Origin of the sequence: Streptomyces sp. NPDC006872, from assembly GCF_040635845.1 — a bacterium.
Classification (GTDB): Bacteria; Actinomycetota; Actinomycetes; order Streptomycetales; family Streptomycetaceae; genus Streptomyces.
In genome coordinates this window covers 209,722-231,406 of the sequence record NZ_JBEYIL010000001.1, presented here as the reverse complement: position 1 = coordinate 231,406, position 21,685 = coordinate 209,722, and the positions used below count along the sequence as shown (strand labels likewise).

Below are 21,685 nucleotides of genomic sequence, written 5' to 3'. Positions count from 1 at the left end.
GCGGATCCTTCGGCCACCGCACTCTCCTGTGAGGGCACGGCAACGACCAGCGGTCTTTGGCTTCTCGAGGAGAGTACGTGAACGGGCCACCACCAAGCAAATCCGCCCGTACGGGGACGCCCGTAGAGGGACCGCGGTGAACCCCTGGGGCGCTCAGTCCCCGGTGGTCTTCAGTGCCTCGGCCATGTCCATGGTGTCCGAGGCGGGCGGCGCCTTCACCGTGACGGGCTTGCCGAAGTCGAAGAACGTGAGGGTGAGGTCGAGCTCGCCGTGCCGCCCGAAGCCCTGCATGCGCAGCCGCCGCGTACGGTCCTCGGCGTCGATCCACAGGTCCATGGTCAGCTCGTCCACGCCCAGCTTCTCGTACTGGGCGAGGCTCTTCTCGGTCCGCTGCCGGACCTTCGTCGCGTCGTCCTTGTAGGAGGCGCGGATGTCGTCGACGGTGGCCGTGCCCGTGTAGTGGGTGGTGCGGACGCCCTCGACGGTCTCGGCGCCGGCCTTCTTGAGGTCGTCGGCCGCGGCGAGGAAGCCGGTCTCGTGGGAGGGGTTGTCACGGACCTTGTCGGCCATCCCGGCGTTGGCGCCGTGCTTGCCGAACTTGATCCAGTGCTTGCCGTCCTCCCCCGCTTCGTCGGTGCCTATGTACAGCACCCCGTCGACGAACCGGAACTCGCCCGTCCCCTTGTCGGGGCCGCTGAGCACGGTGGACTTCAGACTCATGACCTGCGGCTTGACGCCGATCGCGGCCTCGCCCTCGATCCGCCCCTCCTCCGGAGTCCGGCCGGTACTGCGGTAGCGCAGGGACACGGGCTGCTCCGCCTTCTCGGCGGCCCGCGCGACGGCGGCCGCGGCGGCGGCCGAGTCACCCCCGCTCTCCGTACCGCCCACCGCCGCGCACCCGGCGACGAGCAACGCGGACAGCCCGAGGACACCCACGGAAGACCTCATCCAATTTCCCCCAGAGAACCAGCCGGAGAACCGGCCAGAGCACCACCGACCCGGCGGGTCCATGGCGAACACATGGTCTATGCACAGCAAGACCGTGAAGGTATCCCAGGGAGGCGGGAGAGGTCCCGTGAATTAAGAGCCGGCGTCGGCCCCCTGCTGCTTCATCAGCTCCGTGAAGTCCGCGGTGTCGCTCGCCGGGGGCACATCCGCGAAGACCTCGGTGCCGTAGTCGCTGTAGTACGCGGTCTGCTCATAGGCCCCCGCCGTCGTCTCGCCCTTCTCCACCTTCTTGACCAGCAGGTCCTGGTCGTCGACCCAGATGTCGACGGTCTCGGTGGTGACGCCCGCCTGCTCCAGCGTCTTCTTCAGGTCGTCGAGCTGACTCTGGCTGAGGTTGGAGTTCTTCTCGGCGAGGTCGCTCACCTCGACCGTCCCCGAGTAGTGCGTGGTCTGCCGGCCCCGCACCCGCTCCTCGCCGACCTCCCGCACATCCCCGGAGGCCAGCAGCAGCTTCACCGACTGGTTCGGGGTGGTGTTCTGCATCTGGTCCTTCAGATACGCGCCGGAGCTGCCGCCGAGGCTCTCCAGGTCGTCGTACGCGTACTTGATCCAGTGCTTGCCGCCGGCCTGCTCCGCGAAGGTGTCGCCCATCTTCGCGTAGTAGGCGTCGGGCAGATAGCGGGCCTCCATCGACGTGGTGCCGATCTGCCGCATCGTCTCGGCCATGGTGCCGCCGGTGTACGTGATGGTGAGGGTGCCGGTGAGGCCGTCGCCCCAACCGAGGGCGCCGTCGGCCGTCATCGACATCAAGGAGCCCATGGTCGTCGTCGACTCGACCTTCGCGGAGTCGGCGCCGTCGGTGGACTTCTCGGCGGTGAGCAGGGCGGCGACGGGGCTGAGCCGCGGGCTGCCGTCCCCACCCTTGTCGGAACTGCCGGACCCGCCGGAGCCGCCGGAACCGCTACAGGCGGTCACCCCCGCCACCAGCGTCATCGCGCCGATCGACAGGCCCACGCGGCGCACAGTCGCACGCTTCATTCGCCCCTCCCCCAATATTTTCCCGTGACTGCACGCTAACGCACAGCACTGACAACCGGTCGAAGACAGCTGTACGAAAAAATCGCCGTACGACAAAAAGGGACGAGCCCCGCACCTCGAAAGGTTGCGGGGCTCGTCGCCGACCGATGCGAACCGTCAGGTTCAGACCGCGGCCGGGTCCTCCTCGACGAGAAGGTTCCGGGTGCGGTTGGGGTCGACCGGGATGCCGGGGCCGATCGTGGTGCTGATCGCGGCCTTCTTGATGTAGCGACCCTTGGCGGCGGACGGCTTCAGACGAAGGATCTCGTCCAGGGCCGCGCCGTAGTTCTCCACCAGCTTGGTGTCGTCGAAGGACGACTTGCCGATGATGAAGTGCAGGTTCGAGTGCTTGTCGACGCGGAACTCGATCTTGCCGCCCTTGATCTCCGTGACGGCCTTGGCCACGTCGGGGGTGACCGTTCCGGTCTTCGGGTTCGGCATCAGACCACGCGGACCGAGCACGCGGCCGAGGCGGCCGACCTTGCCCATGAGGTCCGGGGTGGCGACGACGGCGTCGAAGTCCAGACGGCCCTTCGCAACCTCGTCGATCAGTTCGTCGGAGCCGACGATGTCGGCGCCCGCGGCCTCTGCGGCCGCAGCACGGTCACCGGTCGCGAAGACCAGGACCCGGGCGGTCTTGCCGGTGCCGTGCGGCAGGTTCACGGTGCCACGGACCATCTGGTCGGCCTTGCGCGGGTCGACACCCAGGCGGAAGGCGACCTCGACGGTGCCGTCGAACTTGCTCGTGGAGGTCTCCTTGGCGAGACGGACGGCCTCGAGCGGGGCGTAGAGCTTCTCCCGGTCGATCTTGGCGTCCGCAGCGCGGAGGGACTTGCTGCGCTTGCTCACTACTGCTCCAGTGTGTCTTGAGGAGTCGTGGTACGGGCCGAGCAGGCCCTGCCACGGTTCTGCGAAGGTGCTACGAGGCTGAGGTTCAGCCCTCGACCGTGATGCCCATGGAACGGGCGGTGCCGGCGATGATCTTCGACGCGGCGTCCAGGTCGTTGGCGTTCAGGTCGGGCAGCTTGGTCGTGGCGATCTCACGGACCTGCGCCTGAGTGATCTTGGCGACCTTGGTCTTGTGCGGCTCGCCCGAGCCCTTCTCGACACCAGCGGCCTTGAGGATCATCTTCGCGGCCGGCGGGGTCTTGGTGATGAAGGTGAAGGAGCGGTCCTCGTAGACCGTGATCTCCACCGGGATCACCCAGCCACGCTGCGACTCGGTCGCGGCGTTGTAGGCCTTGCAGAACTCCATGATGTTGACGCCGTGCTGGCCGAGCGCGGGGCCGACCGGCGGTGCGGGGTTCGCCGCACCGGCGTTGATCTGGAGCTTGATGAGCCCCGTGACCTTCTTCTTCTTGGGAGGCATTGCTCTCTCCGGGTCCTAGTGAGAGTTTTTCAGCCGTCGCATCCGGATGATCCGGATGGAGGCATACCGCACAACAATAACGGGTATCTCTGCGCGGCCAAAAACCGAGCAGGTCAGGCGAGCTGTGACAGCCCGCCTGACCTGGTCGGAGGCGTGTGTTCCAGAAGGAGCTAGTTCTTCTGGATCTGGTCGAAGCTCAGCTCGACCGGGGTCTCGCGGCCGAAGATCTCGACGAGGCCCTTGACCTTCTTCGAGTCGGCGTTGATCTCGTTGATCGTGGCCTGCAGCGTGGCGAACGGGCCGTCGGTGACGGTGACCGAGTCGCCCACCTCGAAGTCCAGCACCTGGACCTCGACCTTGCGGGCCGGAGCCGGCTTGCCCTCGGCCTCGGCGGCCTCACGGGCGGCCTTCTCCTCGGCCTCCGGGGCGAGCATCTTGACGATCTCGTCCAGGGTCAGCGGGTACGGGTCGTAGGCGTTGCCCACGAAGCCGGTGACGCCGGGGGTGTTGCGGACGACGCCCCAGGACTCGTTCGTCAGGTCCATGCGCACCAGCACATAGCCGGGGAGCTTGTTCTGACGGATGGTCTTGCGGTCGCCGTTCTTGATCTGGACGACCTCTTCCTGCGGCACCTCGGCCTGGAAGATGTAGTCCTCGACGTTCAACGAGACGGCGCGCTGCTCCAGGTTGGTCTTCACGCGGTTCTCGTAGCCGGCGTACGTGTGGATCACGTACCACTCGCCGGGGAGGGTGCGCAGTTCCTCGCGCAGGGCGACGACGGGGTCGACGGGCTCGGCCGGCTCTTCTTCCTCGGCCTCTTCGACGACGTCCTCGTCGGCTTCCTCGTCCGCGGCTTCCTCGTCCTCATCCTCGACGTGGAGCGCGGCTTCCTCGGCGGGCTCGCCCGCTTCGGCTTCGGCAGCCTCGAACTCGTCCAGGTCATCGTCCGCGCCCTCGACGATGTCGAGCTCGTCGTCCACGGACTCGACGTCCTCGTTCAGGTTCTGGTCAGACACGGTGGCTGCTTCTTCCTGGATACATAGGGGTGGAACATGCGAAAGGGGCGCCGGATACCTCGGCGCCCTTCGCTCTTGGTTCAGCCGAAGACGTACTTGGCGGCGTGGCTGAGTCCATAGTCAATCACGGTCACCAGGCCGATCATGATGACCACGAACACGATCACCACGGTCGTGTACGTCGTCAGCTGGCCGCGCGTGGGCCATACGACCTTGCGGAGCTCCGCGACGATCTGGCGGTAGAACAGCGCGAGTCGCTTCAGCGGGCCCTTCTTGGCGCGCTTGCCGCCCTTGCGGGTCTTCTTCGTCGCCTCAGGCACTTCGTCCTGGGCATCAGGCGTATCGATGGAGCCCACGGCGTCCGCCATTCGTCCTCACCTGTTCCCGGGTCGTGGCCGTGCCGCGCCCGGTCTGAGCCGCACGGCGAGTGCATTGCTGTACGTACATGCGCTGCGCACACATCCTGGCGAGGTGTGTGTAGCAGGGCCGGAGGGACTTGAACCCCCAACCGCTGGTTTTGGAGACCAGTGCTCTACCAATTGAGCTACGACCCTTTGTGTCTCCCCCAACTTACCGCATCCGCCCGGGTGCTCGGTGTGCACCTGTGACGGCGCGGCTGTTGAAGGCCAACGACGTGTGAGTGTACGTGGTCTTGAGCGCCTCGTCGAACGGAAAGTGCCCGTGGAGGCTTCGTCCGTGAAAGATCGTCCGGCGGGAACGGGGATGGAGCGGCGAATCCGGACGGATGTTCAGTGCGCTGCCCCTACATGTTCAGTAGATGAAACCCGTGTGCCGTGGTGGTTTCCGGTCTGAAACCATGGGCCCCATGAGCGCTGCAATCCCTCCCACCGAGCGCCGGGTCTCCGCCCGCGTCGGCGCGATCTCCGAGTCCGCCACTCTCGCCGTGGACGCCAAGGCCAAGGCCCTGAAGGCCGCCGGGCGTCCGGTGATCGGCTTCGGCGCCGGAGAGCCCGACTTCCCGACCCCGGACTACGTAGTCGAAGCCGCCGTCGCGGCCTGTCAGGATCCCAAGTACCACCGCTACACGCCGGCCGGCGGCCTGCCCGAGCTGAAGGCCGCGGTCGCCGCGAAGACGCTGCGCGACTCCGGCTACGAGGTCGAGACCTCGCAGATCCTGATCACCAACGGCGGCAAGCAGGCGATCTACAACGCCTTCGCCGCGATCCTCGACCCGGGCGACGAGGTCATCGTCCCGGCGCCGTACTGGACCACCTACCCGGAGTCGATCCGGCTGGCCGGCGGTGTCCCGGTGGAGGTCGTCGCCGACGAGACGACCGGCTACCGGGTCTCCGTCGAGCAGCTGGAGGCCGCGCGCACCGAGAACACGAAGGTCGTGCTCTTCGTCTCCCCCTCCAACCCGACCGGCGCGGTCTACAGCGCCGAGGACACCGAGGCGATCGGCCGCTGGGCCGTCGAGCACGGCCTCTGGGTGATGACGGACGAGATCTACGAGCACCTCGTCTACGGCGACGCCACGTTCACCTCGCTGCCGGCGATCCTGCCCGAGCTGCGCGACAAGTGCATCGTCGTCAACGGCGTCGCCAAGACGTATGCGATGACCGGCTGGCGGGTGGGCTGGATCATCGGCCCGAAGGACGTCGTCAAGGCCGCGACGAACCTCCAGTCGCACGCCACCTCGAACGTCTCCAACGTGGCGCAGGTCGCCGCGCTGGCCGCCGTCTCCGGTGACCTGTCGGCCGTCGAGCAGATGCGCGAGGCCTTCGACCGCCGCCGCAAGACCATGGTCCGGATGCTCAACGAGATCGACGGCGTGCTCTGCCCGGAGCCCGAGGGCGCCTTCTACGCCTACCCGTCGGTGAAGGGGCTGCTCGGCAAGGAGATCCGCGGCAAGCGCCCGCAGGACTCGGTCGAGCTGGCCGCGCTCATCCTGGAGGAGGCCGAGGTCGCGGTGGTGCCGGGCGAGGCCTTCGGCACCCCGGGCTATCTGCGGCTGTCGTACGCGCTGGGCGACGAGGACCTCGTCGAGGGCGTGAGCCGCATCCAGAAGCTGCTGGCGGAGGCCAGGGACTGAACCTGCTCGCGTGGGCAGATCGCGGGCCGTCTCCTTCGGGAGGCGGCCCGCTGCTTTGTGCGAGCAAGACCACTATCGGGGAAAGCGCTACCGAGACCACGCGCGCGTGCGGCAGGATCCTTGGATGGAGCGTGTACGTGATGTCTCTGAACTGCCGAAAGCCCATCTGCACCTGCACTTCACCGGGTCGATGCGGGCCACCACCGTGCTGGAACTGGCCGACAAGTACGGCGTGCGCCTGCCCGAAGCGCTGATCGAGGCGCTGACGAGCGGCGAACCGCCGAAGCTGCGGGCCACGGACGAGCGGGGCTGGTTCCGCTTCCAGCGCCTCTACGACGCGGCACGCTCGTGCGTGCGGGAGCCCGAGGACATCCAGCGGCTGGTGCGGGAGGCCGCCGAGGAGGACCTGAAGGACGGCTCGGGCTGGCTGGAGATCCAGGTGGATCCGACGTCGTACGCGCCCCGGCTGGGCGGGCTGATCCCGGCGCTGGAGATCATCCTGGACGCCGTCGAGACGGCCTCGCGCGACACCGGGCTCGGGATGCGGGTGCTGGTCGCGGCGAACCGGATGAAGCACCCGCTGGACGCCCGCACGCTGGCCCGGCTGGCCGTCCGGTACGCCGACCGTGGGGTGATCGGGTTCGGACTGTCGAACGACGAACGGCGGGGCATGGCGCGGGACTTCGACCGTGCGTTCGCGATCGCGCGGGAGGGCGGGCTGCTGTCCGCCCCGCACGGCGGCGAGTTGACGGGCCCGTTCTCCGTCCGCGACTGCCTGGACGATCTGCACGCCGACCGGCTGGGCCACGGCGTGCGGGCGGCCGAGGACCCCCGGCTGCTGAAGCAGCTCGCCGACCGGGGCGTGACCTGTGAGGTGTGCCCGGCGTCGAACGTGGCCCTGGGGGTCTACGAGAAGCCGGAGGACGTCCCGCTGCGCACCCTGTTCGACGCGGGGGTGCCGATGGCCCTGGGCGCCGACGACCCGCTGCTGTTCGGCGCCCGCCTCGCGGCCCAGTACGACATCGCCCGCCGCCACCACGCCTTCACGGACGAGGAGTTGGCGGAGCTGGCCCGCCAGTCGGTACGCGGTTCGGCGGCCCCGGAGGAGGTACGGGCGAAGCTGCTGGCGGGCGTGGACGACTGGCTGGCGTCCTGAGCTATCGGCCGGCGATGCCGGCCAGCAGGGTACGGGCCAGCCGTACCGCGAACTCGTCCGCCTCCGGTCGCTCTTCCGCCGCGGCGTAGGCGAACGCCCGCTGCGCACAGGCCCCCATCAGCAGCGAGGCGGCGGCGAACGGGTCCGCGTCCGCCCGCACCCGGCCCACGCCCTGCTCGGCCCGCAGATACGACGCGAGCTGTTCGATCGGCACGTGGGGGCCCACGCCGAGGTCCCGCATGGCCTCGTCGTGCCGCCGCTTGAGCTGGGTCTCGGCGTACAGGGAGGCCGCGATCGGGAAGCTCTGCTCGTAGAAGTGGGCAGCCTGGCGGGCGATCTCCGTGAGGTTTCCTTCCAGCGTGCCCCGGCCCGGCTCCGCGGCCAGGCTGCTCAGCAGCGGGCTCAGCCGGGGCAGCCGTTCCGCGAGGACGCGGATGAACAGCTCCTCCTTGCTCGCGAAGTACTTGTAGAGCGCCGCCTCGGAGCAGCCGGCCGCCTTCGCGATCTGCTTGGTGGTCGCGCGGGCCAGTCCGACGGTGAGCATCAGCTCGTGCGCGGCGTCGAGGATGCGCACGCGGGCCGGTCGATCCATTCGGGTTCCCCTCTTGACGGGTGAGTGAACGCTTACCCACTATAGGTGAAGCAGGGGTGAGTGAATACTCACCCACCCAACGGGGAGTGGGAGCTCGTCATGAAGTTCACCGTTTTCGGCGCCACCGGAGGCATCGGCCGGGAGATCGTCCGCCAGGCCCTGGAGGCGGGCCACGAGGTCACCGCCGTCGTACGGGACCCGGCCGGGCTCGCCGTCACCGGCGCCCGACTGGAGGTGGTCCGCGCGGACCTGACCGATCCGGAGGCGCTGCGCCCCGCCGTGGCAGGCCGGGACGCCGTCCTGTCCGGGCTCGGCGCACGCGACCGCAAGGCCGCCGGGGTCGCCACCCGGCTCACCCGTACGGTGCTGTCCGCCCTGGAGGCCGAGCACGTACGCCGACTGCTCGTGGTGAGCGCGGGCCCGGTCGGCCCCGAGCCGGCGGGCGACGGATTCCTGGACCGCACGGTGCGCGGGATCGTCTCGGCTGCCCTGAAGGACGTGTACGCCGACCTGCGCGAGATGGAGGCGGAGCTGACGCGCAGCGCCACGGACTGGACGGTCGTCCGCCCGCCGCGGCTCCAGGACAAGCCGGTCACCGGGTCGTACCGGACGGTGGTGGGCGGCTTCCCGCTCAAGGGCCGCTTCATCGGACGCGCCGACGTGGCGCACGCGATGCTCGCCATGGTGGCGGACACGGGGACGGTGAAGCAGGGGGTGGGGGTGGCCTACTAGCCAACGGGCCGAACGGGCCCTGGGGTCCCGTCCGGACAGGCCGAACGGGCCCTGGAGGCCGGACGGGACCCCAGAGGCCGGACGGACCCTAGAGGCCGGACGGGACCCCAGAGGCCGGACGGACCCTAGAGGCCGACGCCCACCATCACCGGCTCGTTGACCAGCGTGACGCCGAAGGCCTCGCGTACCCCCGCGACGACCTCGCGGGCCAGCGCCAGCAGGTCCTCCGTGGTGGCCGCGCCGCGGTTGGTGAGGGCGAGGGTGTGCTTGGTGGAGATCCGGGCGGGCCCACTGCCGTACCCCTTGGTGAAGCCCGCCTTGTCGATCAGCCAGGCCGCCGACGTCTTCGTGTGCCCCTCGCCGGCCGGGTAGGCGGGCGGCTCCACGCCGTCGCCCAGCCGCTCCCGCACACGCGCGTGGAACACCGCGAAGTCGGCGTCGGTGAGGATCGGGTTGGTGAAGAACGAGCCCGCCGACCAGGTGTCGTGGTCCTCGGGGTCCAGGACCATGCCCTTTCCGGCGCGCAGCTTCAGCACGGTCTCGCGGGCCTCGGCAAGCGGCACCCGGTCCCCTGGCTCGACGCCCAGCGCGCGTGCCGTCTCGGCGTACTTCAGGGGCGCCGACAGCCCGTCCGCGTCCTCCAGTTCGAACCGGACGCGCAGGACGACGTACCGCTCGGGGTCGGCCTTGAAGCGGCTGTGGCGGTAGGAGAAGGCGCACTCGTCGGCGGGGAGCGCGACCGTCTCGCCCGCCCGGCGGTCGTAGGCGATGACCTCGGTGATCGTCGAGGAGACCTCCTGGCCGTACGCCCCGACATTCTGGATCGGGGTGGCACCCGCCGATCCGGGGATGCCGGCCAGGCACTCGATGCCGGCGAGCCCGGCCTCCACGGTGCGGGCGACAGCATCGGTCCACACCTCGCCGGCCGCCAGTTCCAGCCGGGTCCCGACGAGTTCGCACCCACGGGTGGCGATGCGCAGTGCGGTGCCCTCGAAGCCCTTGTCGCCGATGACGAGGTTCGATCCGCCGCCGACGATCAGCAGCGGCGTGCCGTCCGCGTCGGCCTCGCGCACGGCGGCGATCACCTCGGCGTCGGTCGTCGCGGTCACCAGCCTCGTGGCGGGACCGCCCAGCCGGAAGGTGGTCAGCGGGGCGAGCGGGGCGTCCTGGAGTTCCTGCACGCGCCCAAGCCTACGAGACGGCACCGACAGCCCTGTCCGCCCGGACCGACAGCCGCGCCTGCTCTCACCGCACGCGCGCGTACAGCCCCGCCGAGGTGGACGGGGCCGTACGCGTGCGTGCCGGGTGTCTCAGCGGGCGGCGGTCTCCAGGACGGGCGCCGGCCGCTCGGTCTCGGTCCCGGCATCGGTCACGACCTGGGCCGCTCGCCGCCCGGCCGGTATCAGCAGGGCCGCGATCCCGGCAAGGGCCACCACGGCCGAGCCGGTGACCAGCGCGGGCCGCAGTCCGTCGACGAAGGCCTGGCCGGACTCGTAGCCGCCCTGCGCCGAGAAGATCGACGCCATCACCGCGACGCCGAGGGCGCCGCCGACCTCCCGCAGCGCGTTGTTGGCGCCGGAGGCGATCCCCTGTTCCTGCGGGCGGACGCTGGACATCACCAGGTTGGCGGCCGGGGCGAAGTACAGCGCCATGCCGATGCCGCTGACGATCAGACCGGGCAGTTGGACGGCGTAGGAGGCGTCGACGGTCGCCACTGCGGCCATCCAGCCGAGTCCGGCGGCCTGGAGGAAGAGCCCGGCGGCGACGACCGGCCGGCCGCCGATCCGGTCGGAGAGGATGCCGGCGATCGGCGCGACGAGCATGGGCATACCGGTCCAGGGCAGCATCCTGAGTCCCGCCTCGGTGGGCGAGTAGCCGAGCACGCCCTGCATGTACTGGCTGAGCAGGAATATCGAGCCGAACATCCCCAGGAACATCAGCAGGCTCGCGGCGTTGATCCCGGCGAAGGCACGGGAGCGGAACAGACGCATCGGCAGCATGGGGTTCTTGGCCCGCAGCCCGTGCAGGACGAAGGCGACGAGCAGGACGCCGCCCGCGATCAGACCGGTGAGCACGAGCGGGCTCGTCCAGCCGTCGGCCGGCCCGCGCACCAGGCCGTAGACGAGCCCGAAGAGGCCGCCGCTGGCGAGCAGCGTGCCGGGGATGTCGAGCGGGGAGCCGGCGCCGTACGACTCGGCGAGGCGCAGCCGGGCGAGCGGCAGCAGGGCGAGGCCCAGCGGAACGTTCAGCCAGAAGATCCAGTGCCAGGACACGTGTTCGGTGAGGCTGCCGCCGATGAGCGGCCCGGAGGCGACCGCGAGCCCGTTGACGGCCCCCCAGATCCCGTACGCCATCCCGCGCTTCGCGGCGGGCACCGCCGCCGTGAGCAGGGTGAGCGTCAACGGCATCATCACGGCCGCACCGACGCCCTGGACCGCGCGGGCGGCGATGAGGGAGTCGATCCCGGGCGCCATGGCCGCGGCGGCGGAGGCCACGGTGAAGACGGTGAGCCCGACGAGGAACATCCGGCGGCGGCCGAACCGGTCACCGAGCGCCGCACCGAACATGAGCAGCACGGCGAAGGTGAGCGTGTAGGCGCTCACGGTCCATTCGAGGTCGCCCAGCCCACCGCCGAGGTCCTCGCGGATGGACGGCAGGGCGGTGGTGACGACGAGATTGTCGAGGGCCGCCATGAACCCGGCGACGCTCGTGATGACGAGGGCCCAGACGGCTCCCCCACGGCGTTCGGTCGAACGTTCTTTCTGCTGCGACATCGCTCCCCCAACGGTTGGTCGATCTTTGGTTAGTAATGGATGACTAACTTCTGCGGTCATGGAAGTGCGCCGAAACCCCACGCTCCCCGACCGCCTACTTCTCCAGTCGGCCCTTCCGCCGAGCCGACGGATACAACCCTTCCCAGACCCGGTGCTCGGGCGCGAACCCCATGGCCACCAGGCAGTTGATGAGCATGCCGTACGCCATGAAGGTCGTCGTCTCGTTCACGTCGGCGCCGAGCGGCAGATGGGCGGTCTCCCACAGCCGCATCCATCCGGCCCGCACGGCCTCGCCGAAGGCGTGGTCACCCTCCGCCTCCGCCGCGGCCACCGCGACGTACATCTGCATCTGCATCATCAGCCGCTCGGGCTGCTCCGCGATCATCTGGGTGTACGCGTTCGCCATGGCATGCAGTGCCTCTTCGCCGCTCAGCCCCTTGCCGGCCTCCTCGAACGTACGGACCGTGTCGTCCATGCAGCGCGCCGAGGCGGCGAGGAAGATCGCTTTCTTGCCCGAGAAGAGCCGGAAGAGATACGGCTGCGAAACGCCCACCCGCTTGGCGATCGCCTCGGTGGACGTGCCGTGATAGCCGCCCCGGGCGAACTCGCTCGTCGCCGCGCGGATGACGCTCTCGCGCCGCTCTTCTGCACTCATCCTGACCACGCGACTAAGTTAGTACTCAATCACTAACTAGGTCAAGGGGTAGCTGCCGCCCCTGCAGGCAGTAAGGGGCGCCTCGCAATGGAGAGCGCCCCTTACCGCGTGCTGCGTTCACTTGTGCCCGGTATGTGCCCGGTATGCACTCGGCCCTCAGGCCAGCCGTACGACCGCCCGGGACATCCCGAGAACCTTCAGCCCGCCGCTGGTCACCGTCAGGTCGACCCGCACGGTGTTGTCGTCGAGCTTGGCGCCCACCTTGCCGGTGACCTCGATCACGGCGCCCTGGTCGTCGTTCGGGACGACGACGGGCTTGGTGAAGCGGACGCCGTAGTCCACGAGCGCACCCGGGTCGCCGCTCCAGTCGGTGACGACGCGGATCGCCTCGGCCATGGTGAACATGCCGTGCGCGATGACGTCCGGCAGGCCCACCTCCTTGGCGAACTTCTCGTTCCAGTGGATGGGATTGAAGTCCCCGGAGGCACCCGCGTACTGCACGAGCGTGGCGCGGTTCACAGGGAAGGACTGGGCCGGCAGCTCGGTGCCGACCTCGACGTCGTCGTAAGCGATCTTCGCCGTCATCGGTTCCTCACGCCTCTCCGTCGGCTGCCGCCGGCTCCGCGGCACGGGCGACGAGCTTGGTCCAGGCGGTCACGACGTGCTCGCCGGTCTCGTCGTGGACCTCGCCACGGATGTCCAGGATGTCGTTGCCCGCCATGGACTTGACGGCCTCGATGGTCGAGACGACCGAGAGCCGGTCACCGGCGCGCACCGGCCGCTTGTAGGCGAACTTCTGGTCGCCGTGCACCACGCGGCTGTAGTCGAGCCCGAGCTGCGGGTCCCGGACGACCTCTCCCGCCGCCTTGAAGGTGATCGAGAACACGAAGGTCGGCGGCGCGATCACATCGGCGTACCCGAGCGCCTTGGCGGCGTCCGGGTCGGTGTACACCGGGTTGGCGTCCCCCACGGCCTCGGCGAACTCGCGGATCTTCTCCCGGCCGACCTCATAGGGATCGGTGGGCGGGTAGCTCCGCCCGACGAAGGACTGGTCGAGTGCCATGGGCCTCGGCACCTCCTGATTGCTGTGCGTCGCTCTGCGTCGGCGTCGCTCTACTGACCGGTACGGGTCGCTCAACGACACGAGGCCGCCCCCGATCACTCGGGGACGGCCTCGTATACGAGCCTGATTTATCGCGTTTCGCGGTGCGCGGTGTGCGCGTTGCAACGCGGGCAGTGCTTCTTCATCTCCATTCGATCCGGGTTGTTACGCCGGTTCTTCTTGGTGATGTAGTTCCGCTCCTTGCACTCCACGCAGGCCAGCGTGATCTTCGGGCGGACGTCGGTGGCAGCCACAGGAGTGCTCCTTGACGAACGGATGGGACGATTAACGCATAGAAGAGTAGCCGATCGAAGGACCGACCCCACAATCGGCTACTGTCAGTAGCGGTGACCGGACTTGAACCGGTGACACAGCGATTATGAGCCGCTTGCTCTACCGACTGAGCTACACCGCTTTGATGAGATCGGGCCCCGCCTCGCGACGGGAACCTCACCCACCAGAGCCCCAATACGGAATCGAACCGTAGACCTTCTCCTTACCATGGAGACGCTCTGCCGACTGAGCTATTGGGGCGAGCGATGAAGACATTACACGGTCCGCAGCCGTTCACCCAAATCCGTTTGGCAAGGCCCTCCGGGGCCGCCCGCGGGCCCGATTCTCCAAGGTCCCGGCGGTCTCCCGAGCCCCTCCCGCACGGCTGACCACACCGGTACGACTATTGCGCTCCTCCCCGCTCGCGCCGAACCGCCCCCCTAGGCTCGACTCACTCTGCGTGATCTTGCGTCCCCCCGCGTGGCCCGCCCGATCTCGCAGTGGACCGTCGCCGAGCCCCGGGAGCGCGATGCCCGACAGCCAGCCGCAGCCGCCCCCCTCGTGGTCGTCCTCGTCCGGCACCCCGGGAGGCTCGCCGGACCCGGCCGCCCTCCTGCTGTGCGGGGCCCGACTCACGGACGGCCGGACCGTGGACGTACGGCTGGGCCACGGGCGCATCGAGGCGGTCGGCACGGCCGGCAGCCTGGCGGCCGTCCCGGTCCGCGGCGGCGCGCGCGTGGACCTCGGCGGCTACCTCCTGCTCCCGGCCCCCGCAGAGCCCCACGCGCACGCCGACACCGCGCTCACGGCCGACGCCGACGGTCCCGTCTCGTACGCCCCCGAGGACGTCCAGCGCCGTGCCACCGAGGCCGTCCTGCTGCAACTGGGCCACGGCGCGACGGCGCTGCGCGCACACGTGCGCGTGGGCGACGTCCAGGGGCTCCGCGCGCTGACCGCAGTCCTGCGGGCCCGGCGTTCGCTGCGCGGGCTCGCCGAGCTGACGGCCGTCGCGATGCCCCGGGTGCTGACCGGAGCGGCCGGGGCGGACGGCCTCGCGATATTGCGGGACGCGCTGAAGATGGGCGCCTCGGCGGTGGGCGGCTGCCCGGACCTGGACCCCGACCCCACCGGCTACGTGGAGGCCGTGCTCGAGGTCGCCTCCGAGCACGGCTGCCCGGTCGACCTGCACACCGACGCCGCCGACCCGGCCCGGCTCGCCCGCCTCGCCGCGGTGGTCGGCGGTCTGCGTCCCGGCGTCACCCTCGGCCCTTGCGCCGGCCTCGACCGTCTGCCCGCCGAGACGGCCGGCCGCACCGCCGACCAACTGGCCGCAGCCGGCGTGACGGTGGTCTGCCTCCCCCAGGGCGGCTGCGGTGCCGTCGAACACCGGGGCACGACACCCGTACGGCTGCTGCGCGCGGCCGGGGTACGGGTGGCGGCGGGCAGCGGGGCGCTGCGGGACGTCTCCAACCCGGTCGGCCGCGGCGACCCCCTGGAGGCGGCCTACCTCCTCGCCTCCCGCCACGGCCTGCGCCCCGAGGACGCCTACGACGCGGTGAGCACGCACGCGCGTGCCGCCCTGGGCCTGCCCGAGGTCCGCGTGGAGGCGGGCTTCCCGGCCGACCTCCTGGCCGTCCGCGGCGACCGGCTGGCAGGCGCCTTGTCACTGGCGTACAGCCGGATCGTGATCCACGGGGGACACGTGGTGGCCCGCACCAGCGCGGTCCGCGAGTACTGCAACTCGGCGACCACGTCCGCAACCGCGACTGAACTGGGCCTGCCGCGACAGGGGAAGCGAGGCGATCGGGGGGAGCGGGGGGAGCGGGGGGAGCGGGGGGAGCTCCCGTAACGCGCGCCGATCGGGTGACGAGTTGGGGCCGGTGCGACGGGCGCGGGGCGGGTTGCCGCAGTGCCTGGAGTGCGCGTCGAGGGCCGGCCGAAGTCGTGCGGCGGATGCGGCTGTCCGGGCGTACGGTCGGAGGCATGCGCATTGTCATCGCTGGTGGTCATGGTCAGATCGCGCTGCGGCTGGAGCGCCTGCTCGCCGCACGCGGGTACGAGGTCGCGGGGATCATCCGCAAGGCCGAGCAGGGCGACGACCTGCGGGCGGCCGGCGCCGAACCGGTCGTCCTCGACCTGGAGTCGGCGTCCGTCGACGAGGTCGCGGAGCGGCTGCGGGGCGCGGACGCGGCGGTGTTCGCGGCGGGCGCGGGACCGGGCAGCGGGGTGACCCGCAAGGACACCGTGGACAAGGGCGCGGCGGTGCTCTTCGCCGACGCGGCGATCCGTGCGGGCGTACGGCGCTTCGTCGTCGTGTCGTCCATGGGCGCGAACCCCGCCCACCGGGGCGACGAGGTCTTCGACGTCTACCTGCGTGCCAAGGGCGAGGCCGACGCGTACGTGCAGGGCCTGGACTCACTCGACTGGACCATCCTGCGCCCCGGGGCGCTCACGGACGACGCCGGCACCGGTCTGGTCCGTCTGGAGGCCCGTACCGGCCGCGGTCCCGTCCCTCGCGACGACGTGGCCGCCGCGCTGGCGGAACTGCTGGAGACCCCGGCGACGTCCGGCCTCACCCTGGAGCTGATCAGCGGCTCGGCACCGGTGTCGGTGGCGGTGAAGGCGGTGGCGGGGAACTGACGGAGGCCATCGGAAGGCCCCTCAGGAGGGCGCTAGAAGAGGGGCAGCTGGCCCGGGAACTCCGGGACTGCATACCCGTCCAACGACGGCTGCACCGCGCCCAGTTGCGCCGTCCTGCGCGAGCCCGGGCAGGAGACGAGATCCCCGCTCCCCCGCGCCCCCGGCGGGTCGTGCCGGGCGAACCGTCCGGCGACGACGGCGATCTCGCGACGGCACTCAGGGCAGGTTCTACGACGGCTGGACACGCTGGACATGTCGCCAGTGTGCCCCAGTGGGCCACGCGGGTACCCCCTGGCGGGACGCGCGCCGCTCGCCGCGCGAAAGCGCCGCCGCCTCCTTAGCATCCGTACACGTGGCACATACCTTCGAGGAACTCGTGCAGAAGCAACGCGCGGCCGACGAGGCACACGCGAGGGTCGAAGAGCTGCGGGACGCGTACGGCGCACCCACGGCCGCCCCCTGGTCGGAGCTCCAGACCGACACCTACGAAACGGCCTGGCGCGCCTGGCGCGACCTCGCCCGCGACGTCCAGTCCGCGGTGACCGAATACGCCAAGGACGAGGGCAAGGCCCGCAACGACGTGGAGGCGGAGGTGAAGAGAACGGCGAAGGGCCCGTCACCTACTGCGTAAGCAGGTGACGGGCCCTTCGCTCTCAGCGTGGCGGCGCCAGGATTCGAACCTGGGAAGGCTGAGCCGGCAGATTTACAGTCTGCTCCCTTTGGCCGCTCGGGCACACCGCCGGGGTCGCTGCCCGTTCGAACCGCTTTTCGGCGGTGCTCCCTGGCAACGACGTAAACGATACCCGATGCCCAGGGGTGCTTCGCCACCTGATTCCGCGCCGCCCGGAGGGAGCGGGGTGGCTAGGCTTGTCCGGATGCGGCCCGGGATCACGCCGGGCTCGGCGGCCACCCCCACGTACGCCGATACGCACCCGACACGCACCCCGATACAAGGAGCCACAGGACATGGCCGACTCCAGTTTCGACATCGTCTCGAAGGTCGAGCGGCAGGAGGTCGACAACGCCCTCAACCAGGCCGCCAAGGAGATCTCCCAGCGCTACGACTTCAAGGGCGTCGGCGCCTCGATCTCGTGGTCCGGTGACAAGATCCTGATGGAGGCGAACTCCGAGGACCGGGTGAACGCCGTCCTCGACGTCTTCCAGTCGAAGCTGATCAAGCGCGGGATCTCGCTGAAGGCGCTGGAGGCGGGCGAGCCCCAGCTCTCCGGCAAGGAGTACAAGCTCTTCGCGGAGATCAAGGAGGGCATCTCCCAGGACAACGCGAAGAAGGTCGCGAAGCTCATCCGCGACGAGGGCCCCAAGGGCGTGAAGGCCCAGGTGCAGGGCGAGGAACTGCGCGTCAGCTCCAAGAGCCGCGACGACCTGCAGGCCGTCATCTCCCTGCTCAAGGGCCAGGACTTCGACTTCGCCCTGCAGTTCGTGAACTACCGGTAGTCGGACGCCGGTCGGCCGACTGTCCAGTCGGCCGGCCCGTCAGCACCTTGTTCAGGGCGATGCGAGCAAGGACCGCGCTCAGTCGCGCGAGTTGCCGAACAGCAGGCGGTAGGCGATCAGGAGCACGAGCGATCCGCCGACCGCCGCGGCCCAGGTCGCGCCGTCGTAGAAGTCCTTGGCGATCGGGTGGTCGAGCCAGCGGGCCGATATCCAGCCGCCGATGAACGCGCCCGCGATGCCGATGAACGTCGTACCGATGAAGCCGCCCGGGTCACGACCCGGCAGCAGGACCTTGGCGATGACTCCGGCCAACAGCCCCAGAATGATCCAGCTGATGATGCTCATGCCCTGAACCTGCCCTTCCGTGCTGTGCCCGCACTGTCCGGGCACTGTGATGTCCCTCGCTCCGGACGGGCTGTGCTCGTCTCCGACGCGCCCCACGTCCTACGTCGCACGCGGGCTCGTGTCGTATCCATGAGGACGACGTCACTGCGGCACCCGGCGGTTCCGTCGACGACCAGGGCGATCAGTAGGGTGCGGCACATGACACAGTCCGGACCGCCCGCCGAACTGCGGCGCACTCTGGGCGTGGGCGACGCCGTCGTGATCGGGCTCGGCTCGATGATCGGAGCCGGCGTCTTCGCGGCGCTGACTCCCGCCGCGCACGCCGCCGGCTCCGGGCTGCTGCTCGGACTCGCGCTCGCCGCGCTGGTCGCCTACTGCAACGCCATGTCGTCGGCGCGCCTCGCCGCGCTGTATCCGGCCTCGGGCGGCACGTACGTGTACGGGCGCGAGCGGCTCGGCCCGTTCTGGGGGTACCTGGCGGGCTGGTCGTTCGTGGTCGGGAAGACGGCCTCCTGTGCGGCGATGGCTCTGACGGTCGGGGCGTACGTCTGGCCGGGGCAGGCGCATGCCGTGGCGGTCGCGGCGGTGGTGGCGCTGACCGCGGTGAACTACGGCGGCATCCAGAAGTCCGCCTGGCTGACGCGGGCGATCGTGGCGGTGGTCCTGGCGGTCCTCGCTTCCGTGGTGGTCGTGTGCCTGGGGTCCGACGCATCCGACGCGGGTCGGCTGGACGTCGGGGTCTCCGGTGGCGTCGGCGGCGTGCTGCAGGCCGCCGGTCTGCTGTTCTTCGCCTTCGCCGGGTACGCCCGCATCGCGACCCTCGGCGAGGAAGTGCGGGACCCTGCGCGCACCATCCCCCGCGCGATCCCCCTGGCCCTGGGCATCACGCTGGCCGTGTACGCGTGCGTGGCGGTCGCTGTCCTTTCTGTGCTGGGAGCGGGCGATCTCGGGCGGGCGGACGCGCCGCTGGCGGATGCGGTGCGGGCAGCAGGGGCGCCCGGGCTGGTACCGGTGGTGCGGACCGGGGCCGCCGTGGCCGCGCTGGGCTCGCTGCTCGCCCTCATCCTGGGCGTCTCGCGCACCACGCTGGCCATGGCCCGGGACCGGCACCTGCCCGGCGCCCTGGCCGCCGTGCACCCGCGCTTCCAGGTACCCCACCGGGCCGAACTGGCCGTGGGCGCGGTCGTCGCGGTCCTGGCCGCCACGGTGGACGTCCGAGGCGCGATCGGGTTCTCCTCCTTCGGTGTGCTGGCTTACTACGCGGTGGCCAACGCATCGGCCTGGACGCTCGATTCGGCTCCGGTGAAGCGTGCGCTGCCCGCCGTCGGGCTCCTGGGCTGCCTGATGCTCGCGTTCGCGCTGCCGGGAACTTCGGTGGTGACGGGGGCGGGAGTGCTGGCGGTGGGGGTGATCGCGTATGGAGTGCGACAGCGGCTCGGCGCCCGATAGCCGTACCCACGGCTGACGACTTACGGCAGACGGCAGACGGCAGACGGCAGACGGCAGACGGCAGACGGCAGACGGTCGCACAGTTGCGCGCGCCGATGGCCCCGGCCCCTACTGCGTCGGCATCCGATTCACCGCCGTGCGTATGCGGAACTCGGTCCAAGGGGTCATTTTCAGGTCCTCGTCCATGACGTCGTACCAGCCCGTGCCGTCGAGCCAGGTGTGCAGCCAGTCCGCGAGGCCGGGGGCGTCCACGAACCAGGCCTGGTCGGGGTCGCCGGGGTTCGGCTCGAAGAGCAGGACCGTCGCCTGTGGAGAGTGGCAGTCCACGCACGCGTACATGGCACAGCCCCAGTGGGATATCGGCAGGACGCCCTCCGGCCAGGGCCAGTCGGGATCGTCACGAACGCTTTCGCGGTTCGCTAGGTACTGGGTCACGGCGGCGGGCTCGTCGGCCGGAGTGCTGTCGAACAGGGGCAGCAGTCCGTACTCCGGGCCGAATCCGCCGTCCCCTATGCGCAGGTAGAGGTCGGCGAGCAGGGGCGGCAGGCGAAAACCGAGGGCGGCCTCGGCCCGGGCCACGGTGTCCTCGCCCACGGGATCGGGGAGCGCAGGCCGGCCCCACGGGCGGGTGGTGGCCGCCTTGGCCGCCACCCCTGCCAGCAACTGCTCGTTCTCGGTCATGCGTTCATGATGCAGGCCGCCACTGACAATCGGGTCGGCCTGTGGACAACCTGCCCGTTGTGGACAACCCGCACGATGTGGAGCGGATCGGGCGCGCCTCGTCAGCGCGACGCGAACGGCTGGTCCGTGGGCACGATTTCGCGGCCCAGCGGGAACAGCGAGACCGGGATCAGCTTGAAGTTCGCGATGCCGAACGGGATGCCGATGATGGTCAGGCAGAGGAGGAAGCCGGTGACGATGTGCCCGATGGCCAGCCACCAGCCGGCGAGGATCAGCCAGAGCAGGTTGCCGAGGCAGGAGGGCGCGCCCGCGTCGCGGCGCTCCACGGTCGTGTAGCCGAAGGGCCAGAGGGCGAAGATCCCGATTCGGAATGCCGCGATGCCGAACGGAATGCCGATGATCGTGATGCAGAGCAGCGCACCTGCGAGCAGGTAGCCGAGGAACAGCCAAAAGCCGCTCAGGATCAGCCAGATGATGTTCAGGATGGTCTTCACTGGTGTCGACCTGCCATTTTCTCGAGCCGGGCGATGCGCTCCGCCATCGGCGGATGTGTCGAGAACATCTTGGAGAGCCCCTGGCCCGGGCGGAAGGGGTTGGCGATCATCATGTGGCTCGCGGTCTCGATGCGGGGCTCCGGGGGCAGTGGAAGCTGCTTGGTGCCCGTCTCAAGCTTGCGCAGGGCGCTCGCGAGGGCCAGTGGGTCGCCGGTGAGCTGCGCGCCGGAGGTGTCGGCCTCGTACTCCCGGGAGCGGCTGATGGCGAGTTGGATGAGGCTGGCGGCCAGCGGGCCCAGGATCATGATCAGGAGCATGCCGAGGATGCCGGGGCCGTCATCGTCGTCGGAGCGGCCGATCGGGATCAGCCAGGCGAAGTTGACCAGGAACATGATCACGGAGGCCAGCGCGCCGGCGACCGAGGAGATGAGGATGTCGCGGTTGTAGACGTGGCTGAGCTCGTGGCCGATGACTCCGCGCAGTTCACGCTCGTCGAGCAGGCGCAGGATGCCTTCCGTGCAGCACACGGCGGCGTTGCGCGGGTTACGGCCGGTCGCGAAGGCGTTGGGCGCCTCGGTCGGGGAGATGTACAGGCGGGGCATGGGCTGACGGGCCTGGGTGGAGAGCTCGCGGACCATCCGGTACAGGGTGGGGGCTTCGAACTCGCTCACCGGGCGGGCGCGCATCGCGCGTAGCGCGAGCTTGTCGCTGTTCCAGTACGCGTACGCGTTGGTGCCGAGTGCGATCAGGACCGCGACGACGAGCCCCATGCGGCCGAAGAAGCTGCCGATGACGATGATGAGTGCCGACAGCCCCCCGAGGAGTACTGCGGTCCTGAGCCCGTTGTGCCGGCGGTGCACGGTACGCCCTCCAA

Annotated in this window: 26 protein-coding genes and 4 tRNA genes; 8 read left to right on the top strand and 22 right to left on the bottom strand. The window is 70.0% G+C overall.

Going from position 1 to position 21,685, the window contains the following annotated elements; genetic code table 11:
• Positions 1-153 precede the first annotated feature (153 nt).
• The 7 genes from ABZ725_RS01075 to ABZ725_RS01045 all read right to left on the bottom strand — a co-directional run bounded on the left by ABZ725_RS01075 (position 154) and on the right by ABZ725_RS01045 (position 4,964).
• Positions 154-948 (bottom strand): hypothetical protein, encoded by a 795-nt coding sequence (locus tag ABZ725_RS01075; protein WP_358800760.1) that lies wholly within the window; start codon positions 946-948, stop codon positions 154-156.
• Between the two features lie 132 nt (positions 949-1,080).
• Entirely contained in the window at positions 1,081-1,986 is a 906-nt protein-coding gene (locus ABZ725_RS01070; protein WP_358800759.1) for a hypothetical protein, read from the bottom strand.
• Positions 1,987-2,148: 162 nt separating this feature from the next.
• Positions 2,149-2,874, bottom strand: a complete 726-nt coding sequence (gene rplA, locus ABZ725_RS01065) for a 50S ribosomal protein L1 (protein WP_351903903.1) — start codon at positions 2,872-2,874, stop codon at positions 2,149-2,151.
• Positions 2,875-2,959: 85 nt separating this feature from the next.
• The gene (rplK, locus tag ABZ725_RS01060) at positions 2,960-3,394 is read right to left on the bottom strand and encodes a 50S ribosomal protein L11 (RefSeq protein ID WP_006383482.1); all 435 of its coding nucleotides are present in this window, start codon (positions 3,392-3,394) and stop codon (positions 2,960-2,962) included.
• A gap of 170 nt (positions 3,395-3,564) precedes the next feature.
• A complete protein-coding gene (gene nusG / locus ABZ725_RS01055) occupies positions 3,565-4,410 on the bottom strand; it encodes a transcription termination/antitermination protein NusG (protein ID WP_351903908.1) in 846 nt (281 codons plus the stop codon).
• 80 nt (positions 4,411-4,490) lie between these two features.
• On the bottom strand, positions 4,491-4,778 hold the full coding sequence (secE, locus tag ABZ725_RS01050) for a preprotein translocase subunit SecE (protein WP_351903911.1): 288 nt from the start codon (positions 4,776-4,778) through the stop codon (positions 4,491-4,493).
• A gap of 113 nt (positions 4,779-4,891) precedes the next feature.
• A tRNA-Trp gene (locus tag ABZ725_RS01045) sits at positions 4,892-4,964 on the bottom strand.
• A 272-nt stretch (positions 4,965-5,236) separates the two neighbouring features.
• Between ABZ725_RS01045 and ABZ725_RS01040 the strand changes: the two genes are divergently transcribed.
• Both ABZ725_RS01040 and ABZ725_RS01035 read left to right on the top strand, forming a co-directional pair.
• Positions 5,237-6,463 carry a pyridoxal phosphate-dependent aminotransferase gene (locus ABZ725_RS01040; RefSeq protein WP_358800758.1) on the top strand — a complete coding sequence of 409 codons (1,227 nt, stop codon included), beginning with the start codon at positions 5,237-5,239 and terminating at the stop codon, positions 6,461-6,463.
• A gap of 124 nt (positions 6,464-6,587) precedes the next feature.
• Positions 6,588-7,619 (top strand): adenosine deaminase, encoded by a 1,032-nt coding sequence (locus tag ABZ725_RS01035; protein ID WP_358800757.1) that lies wholly within the window; start codon positions 6,588-6,590, stop codon positions 7,617-7,619.
• A 1-nt stretch (position 7,620) separates the two neighbouring features.
• Here the strand turns inward: ABZ725_RS01035 and ABZ725_RS01030 are convergent, their stop codons facing one another.
• Positions 7,621-8,211 carry a helix-turn-helix domain-containing protein gene (locus ABZ725_RS01030; RefSeq protein WP_358800756.1) on the bottom strand — a complete coding sequence of 197 codons (591 nt, stop codon included), beginning with the start codon at positions 8,209-8,211 and terminating at the stop codon, positions 7,621-7,623.
• A 99-nt stretch (positions 8,212-8,310) separates the two neighbouring features.
• Here ABZ725_RS01030 and ABZ725_RS01025 point away from each other — a divergent pair, with 99 nt between their 5' ends.
• Positions 8,311-8,943: an NAD(P)H-binding protein gene (locus tag ABZ725_RS01025; protein ID WP_358800755.1), complete on the top strand. Its 633-nt coding sequence runs from the start codon at positions 8,311-8,313 to the stop codon at positions 8,941-8,943.
• A gap of 125 nt (positions 8,944-9,068) precedes the next feature.
• Here ABZ725_RS01025 and ABZ725_RS01020 read toward each other — a convergent pair whose 3' ends face one another.
• The 8 genes from ABZ725_RS01020 to ABZ725_RS00985 all read right to left on the bottom strand — a co-directional run bounded on the left by ABZ725_RS01020 (position 9,069) and on the right by ABZ725_RS00985 (position 14,008).
• Complete coding sequence (locus ABZ725_RS01020) at positions 9,069-10,124, bottom strand: UDP-N-acetylmuramate dehydrogenase (protein ID WP_358800754.1); 1,056 nt, start codon at positions 10,122-10,124, stop codon at positions 9,069-9,071.
• Positions 10,125-10,253: 129 nt separating this feature from the next.
• Positions 10,254-11,717 carry a DHA2 family efflux MFS transporter permease subunit gene (locus ABZ725_RS01015; RefSeq protein WP_358800753.1) on the bottom strand — a complete coding sequence of 488 codons (1,464 nt, stop codon included), beginning with the start codon at positions 11,715-11,717 and terminating at the stop codon, positions 10,254-10,256.
• A 94-nt stretch (positions 11,718-11,811) separates the two neighbouring features.
• Positions 11,812-12,381, bottom strand: a complete 570-nt coding sequence (locus ABZ725_RS01010; RefSeq protein ID WP_358800752.1) for a helix-turn-helix domain-containing protein — start codon at positions 12,379-12,381, stop codon at positions 11,812-11,814.
• Positions 12,382-12,528: 147 nt separating this feature from the next.
• The gene (locus ABZ725_RS01005; protein WP_351903936.1) at positions 12,529-12,957 is read right to left on the bottom strand and encodes a MaoC family dehydratase; all 429 of its coding nucleotides are present in this window, start codon (positions 12,955-12,957) and stop codon (positions 12,529-12,531) included.
• A 7-nt stretch (positions 12,958-12,964) separates the two neighbouring features.
• Entirely contained in the window at positions 12,965-13,435 is a 471-nt protein-coding gene (locus tag ABZ725_RS01000; protein ID WP_351903939.1) for a MaoC family dehydratase N-terminal domain-containing protein, read from the bottom strand.
• Between the two features lie 128 nt (positions 13,436-13,563).
• The gene (rpmG, locus tag ABZ725_RS00995) at positions 13,564-13,728 is read right to left on the bottom strand and encodes a 50S ribosomal protein L33 (protein ID WP_018834916.1); all 165 of its coding nucleotides are present in this window, start codon (positions 13,726-13,728) and stop codon (positions 13,564-13,566) included.
• 88 nt (positions 13,729-13,816) lie between these two features.
• Positions 13,817-13,889 (bottom strand) — tRNA-Met (locus tag ABZ725_RS00990).
• Positions 13,890-13,935: 46 nt separating this feature from the next.
• Positions 13,936-14,008 (bottom strand) — tRNA-Thr (locus tag ABZ725_RS00985).
• 268 nt (positions 14,009-14,276) lie between these two features.
• On the opposite strand from ABZ725_RS00985, the gene ABZ725_RS00980 reads away from it, so the two are divergent.
• The gene (locus ABZ725_RS00980) at positions 14,277-15,596 is read left to right on the top strand and encodes an amidohydrolase family protein (protein ID WP_358800751.1); all 1,320 of its coding nucleotides are present in this window, start codon (positions 14,277-14,279) and stop codon (positions 15,594-15,596) included.
• A gap of 134 nt (positions 15,597-15,730) precedes the next feature.
• Positions 15,731-16,387: an SDR family oxidoreductase gene (locus ABZ725_RS00975; RefSeq protein WP_358800750.1), complete on the top strand. Its 657-nt coding sequence runs from the start codon at positions 15,731-15,733 to the stop codon at positions 16,385-16,387.
• 32 nt (positions 16,388-16,419) lie between these two features.
• Here the strand turns inward: ABZ725_RS00975 and ABZ725_RS00970 are convergent, their stop codons facing one another.
• Positions 16,420-16,632, bottom strand: coding sequence for a hypothetical protein (locus ABZ725_RS00970; protein WP_351904307.1), 213 nt, complete (start codon positions 16,630-16,632; stop codon positions 16,420-16,422).
• 107 nt (positions 16,633-16,739) lie between these two features.
• On the opposite strand from ABZ725_RS00970, the gene ABZ725_RS00965 reads away from it, so the two are divergent.
• Positions 16,740-17,018: a hypothetical protein gene (locus tag ABZ725_RS00965; protein ID WP_358800749.1), complete on the top strand. Its 279-nt coding sequence runs from the start codon at positions 16,740-16,742 to the stop codon at positions 17,016-17,018.
• 28 nt (positions 17,019-17,046) lie between these two features.
• On the opposite strand, the gene ABZ725_RS00960 is transcribed toward ABZ725_RS00965, so the two are convergent.
• A tRNA-Tyr gene (locus tag ABZ725_RS00960) sits at positions 17,047-17,128 on the bottom strand.
• 225 nt (positions 17,129-17,353) lie between these two features.
• Here ABZ725_RS00960 and ABZ725_RS00955 point away from each other — a divergent pair.
• Positions 17,354-17,842: a YajQ family cyclic di-GMP-binding protein gene (locus tag ABZ725_RS00955; protein WP_351903952.1), complete on the top strand. Its 489-nt coding sequence runs from the start codon at positions 17,354-17,356 to the stop codon at positions 17,840-17,842.
• A gap of 78 nt (positions 17,843-17,920) precedes the next feature.
• Here the strand turns inward: ABZ725_RS00955 and ABZ725_RS00950 are convergent, their stop codons facing one another.
• Positions 17,921-18,187, bottom strand: a complete 267-nt coding sequence (locus ABZ725_RS00950) for a GlsB/YeaQ/YmgE family stress response membrane protein (RefSeq protein ID WP_351903955.1) — start codon at positions 18,185-18,187, stop codon at positions 17,921-17,923.
• 198 nt (positions 18,188-18,385) lie between these two features.
• Here ABZ725_RS00950 and ABZ725_RS00945 point away from each other — a divergent pair, with 198 nt between their 5' ends.
• Positions 18,386-19,636 carry an APC family permease gene (locus ABZ725_RS00945; RefSeq protein WP_358800748.1) on the top strand — a complete coding sequence of 417 codons (1,251 nt, stop codon included), beginning with the start codon at positions 18,386-18,388 and terminating at the stop codon, positions 19,634-19,636.
• 108 nt (positions 19,637-19,744) lie between these two features.
• Here ABZ725_RS00945 and ABZ725_RS00940 read toward each other — a convergent pair whose 3' ends face one another.
• The 3 genes from ABZ725_RS00940 to htpX all read right to left on the bottom strand — a co-directional run bounded on the left by ABZ725_RS00940 (position 19,745) and on the right by htpX (position 21,671).
• A complete protein-coding gene (locus ABZ725_RS00940; protein WP_358800747.1) occupies positions 19,745-20,317 on the bottom strand; it encodes an SMI1/KNR4 family protein in 573 nt (190 codons plus the stop codon).
• A gap of 101 nt (positions 20,318-20,418) precedes the next feature.
• A complete protein-coding gene (locus tag ABZ725_RS00935) occupies positions 20,419-20,811 on the bottom strand; it encodes a YccF domain-containing protein (RefSeq protein ID WP_351903964.1) in 393 nt (130 codons plus the stop codon).
• Positions 20,808-21,671: a zinc metalloprotease HtpX gene (gene htpX, locus ABZ725_RS00930; RefSeq protein WP_358800746.1), complete on the bottom strand. Its 864-nt coding sequence runs from the start codon at positions 21,669-21,671 to the stop codon at positions 20,808-20,810. The genes ABZ725_RS00935 and htpX overlap by 4 nt, the downstream gene beginning before the upstream one ends.
• Between the last annotated feature and the right edge of the window lie 14 nt (positions 21,672-21,685).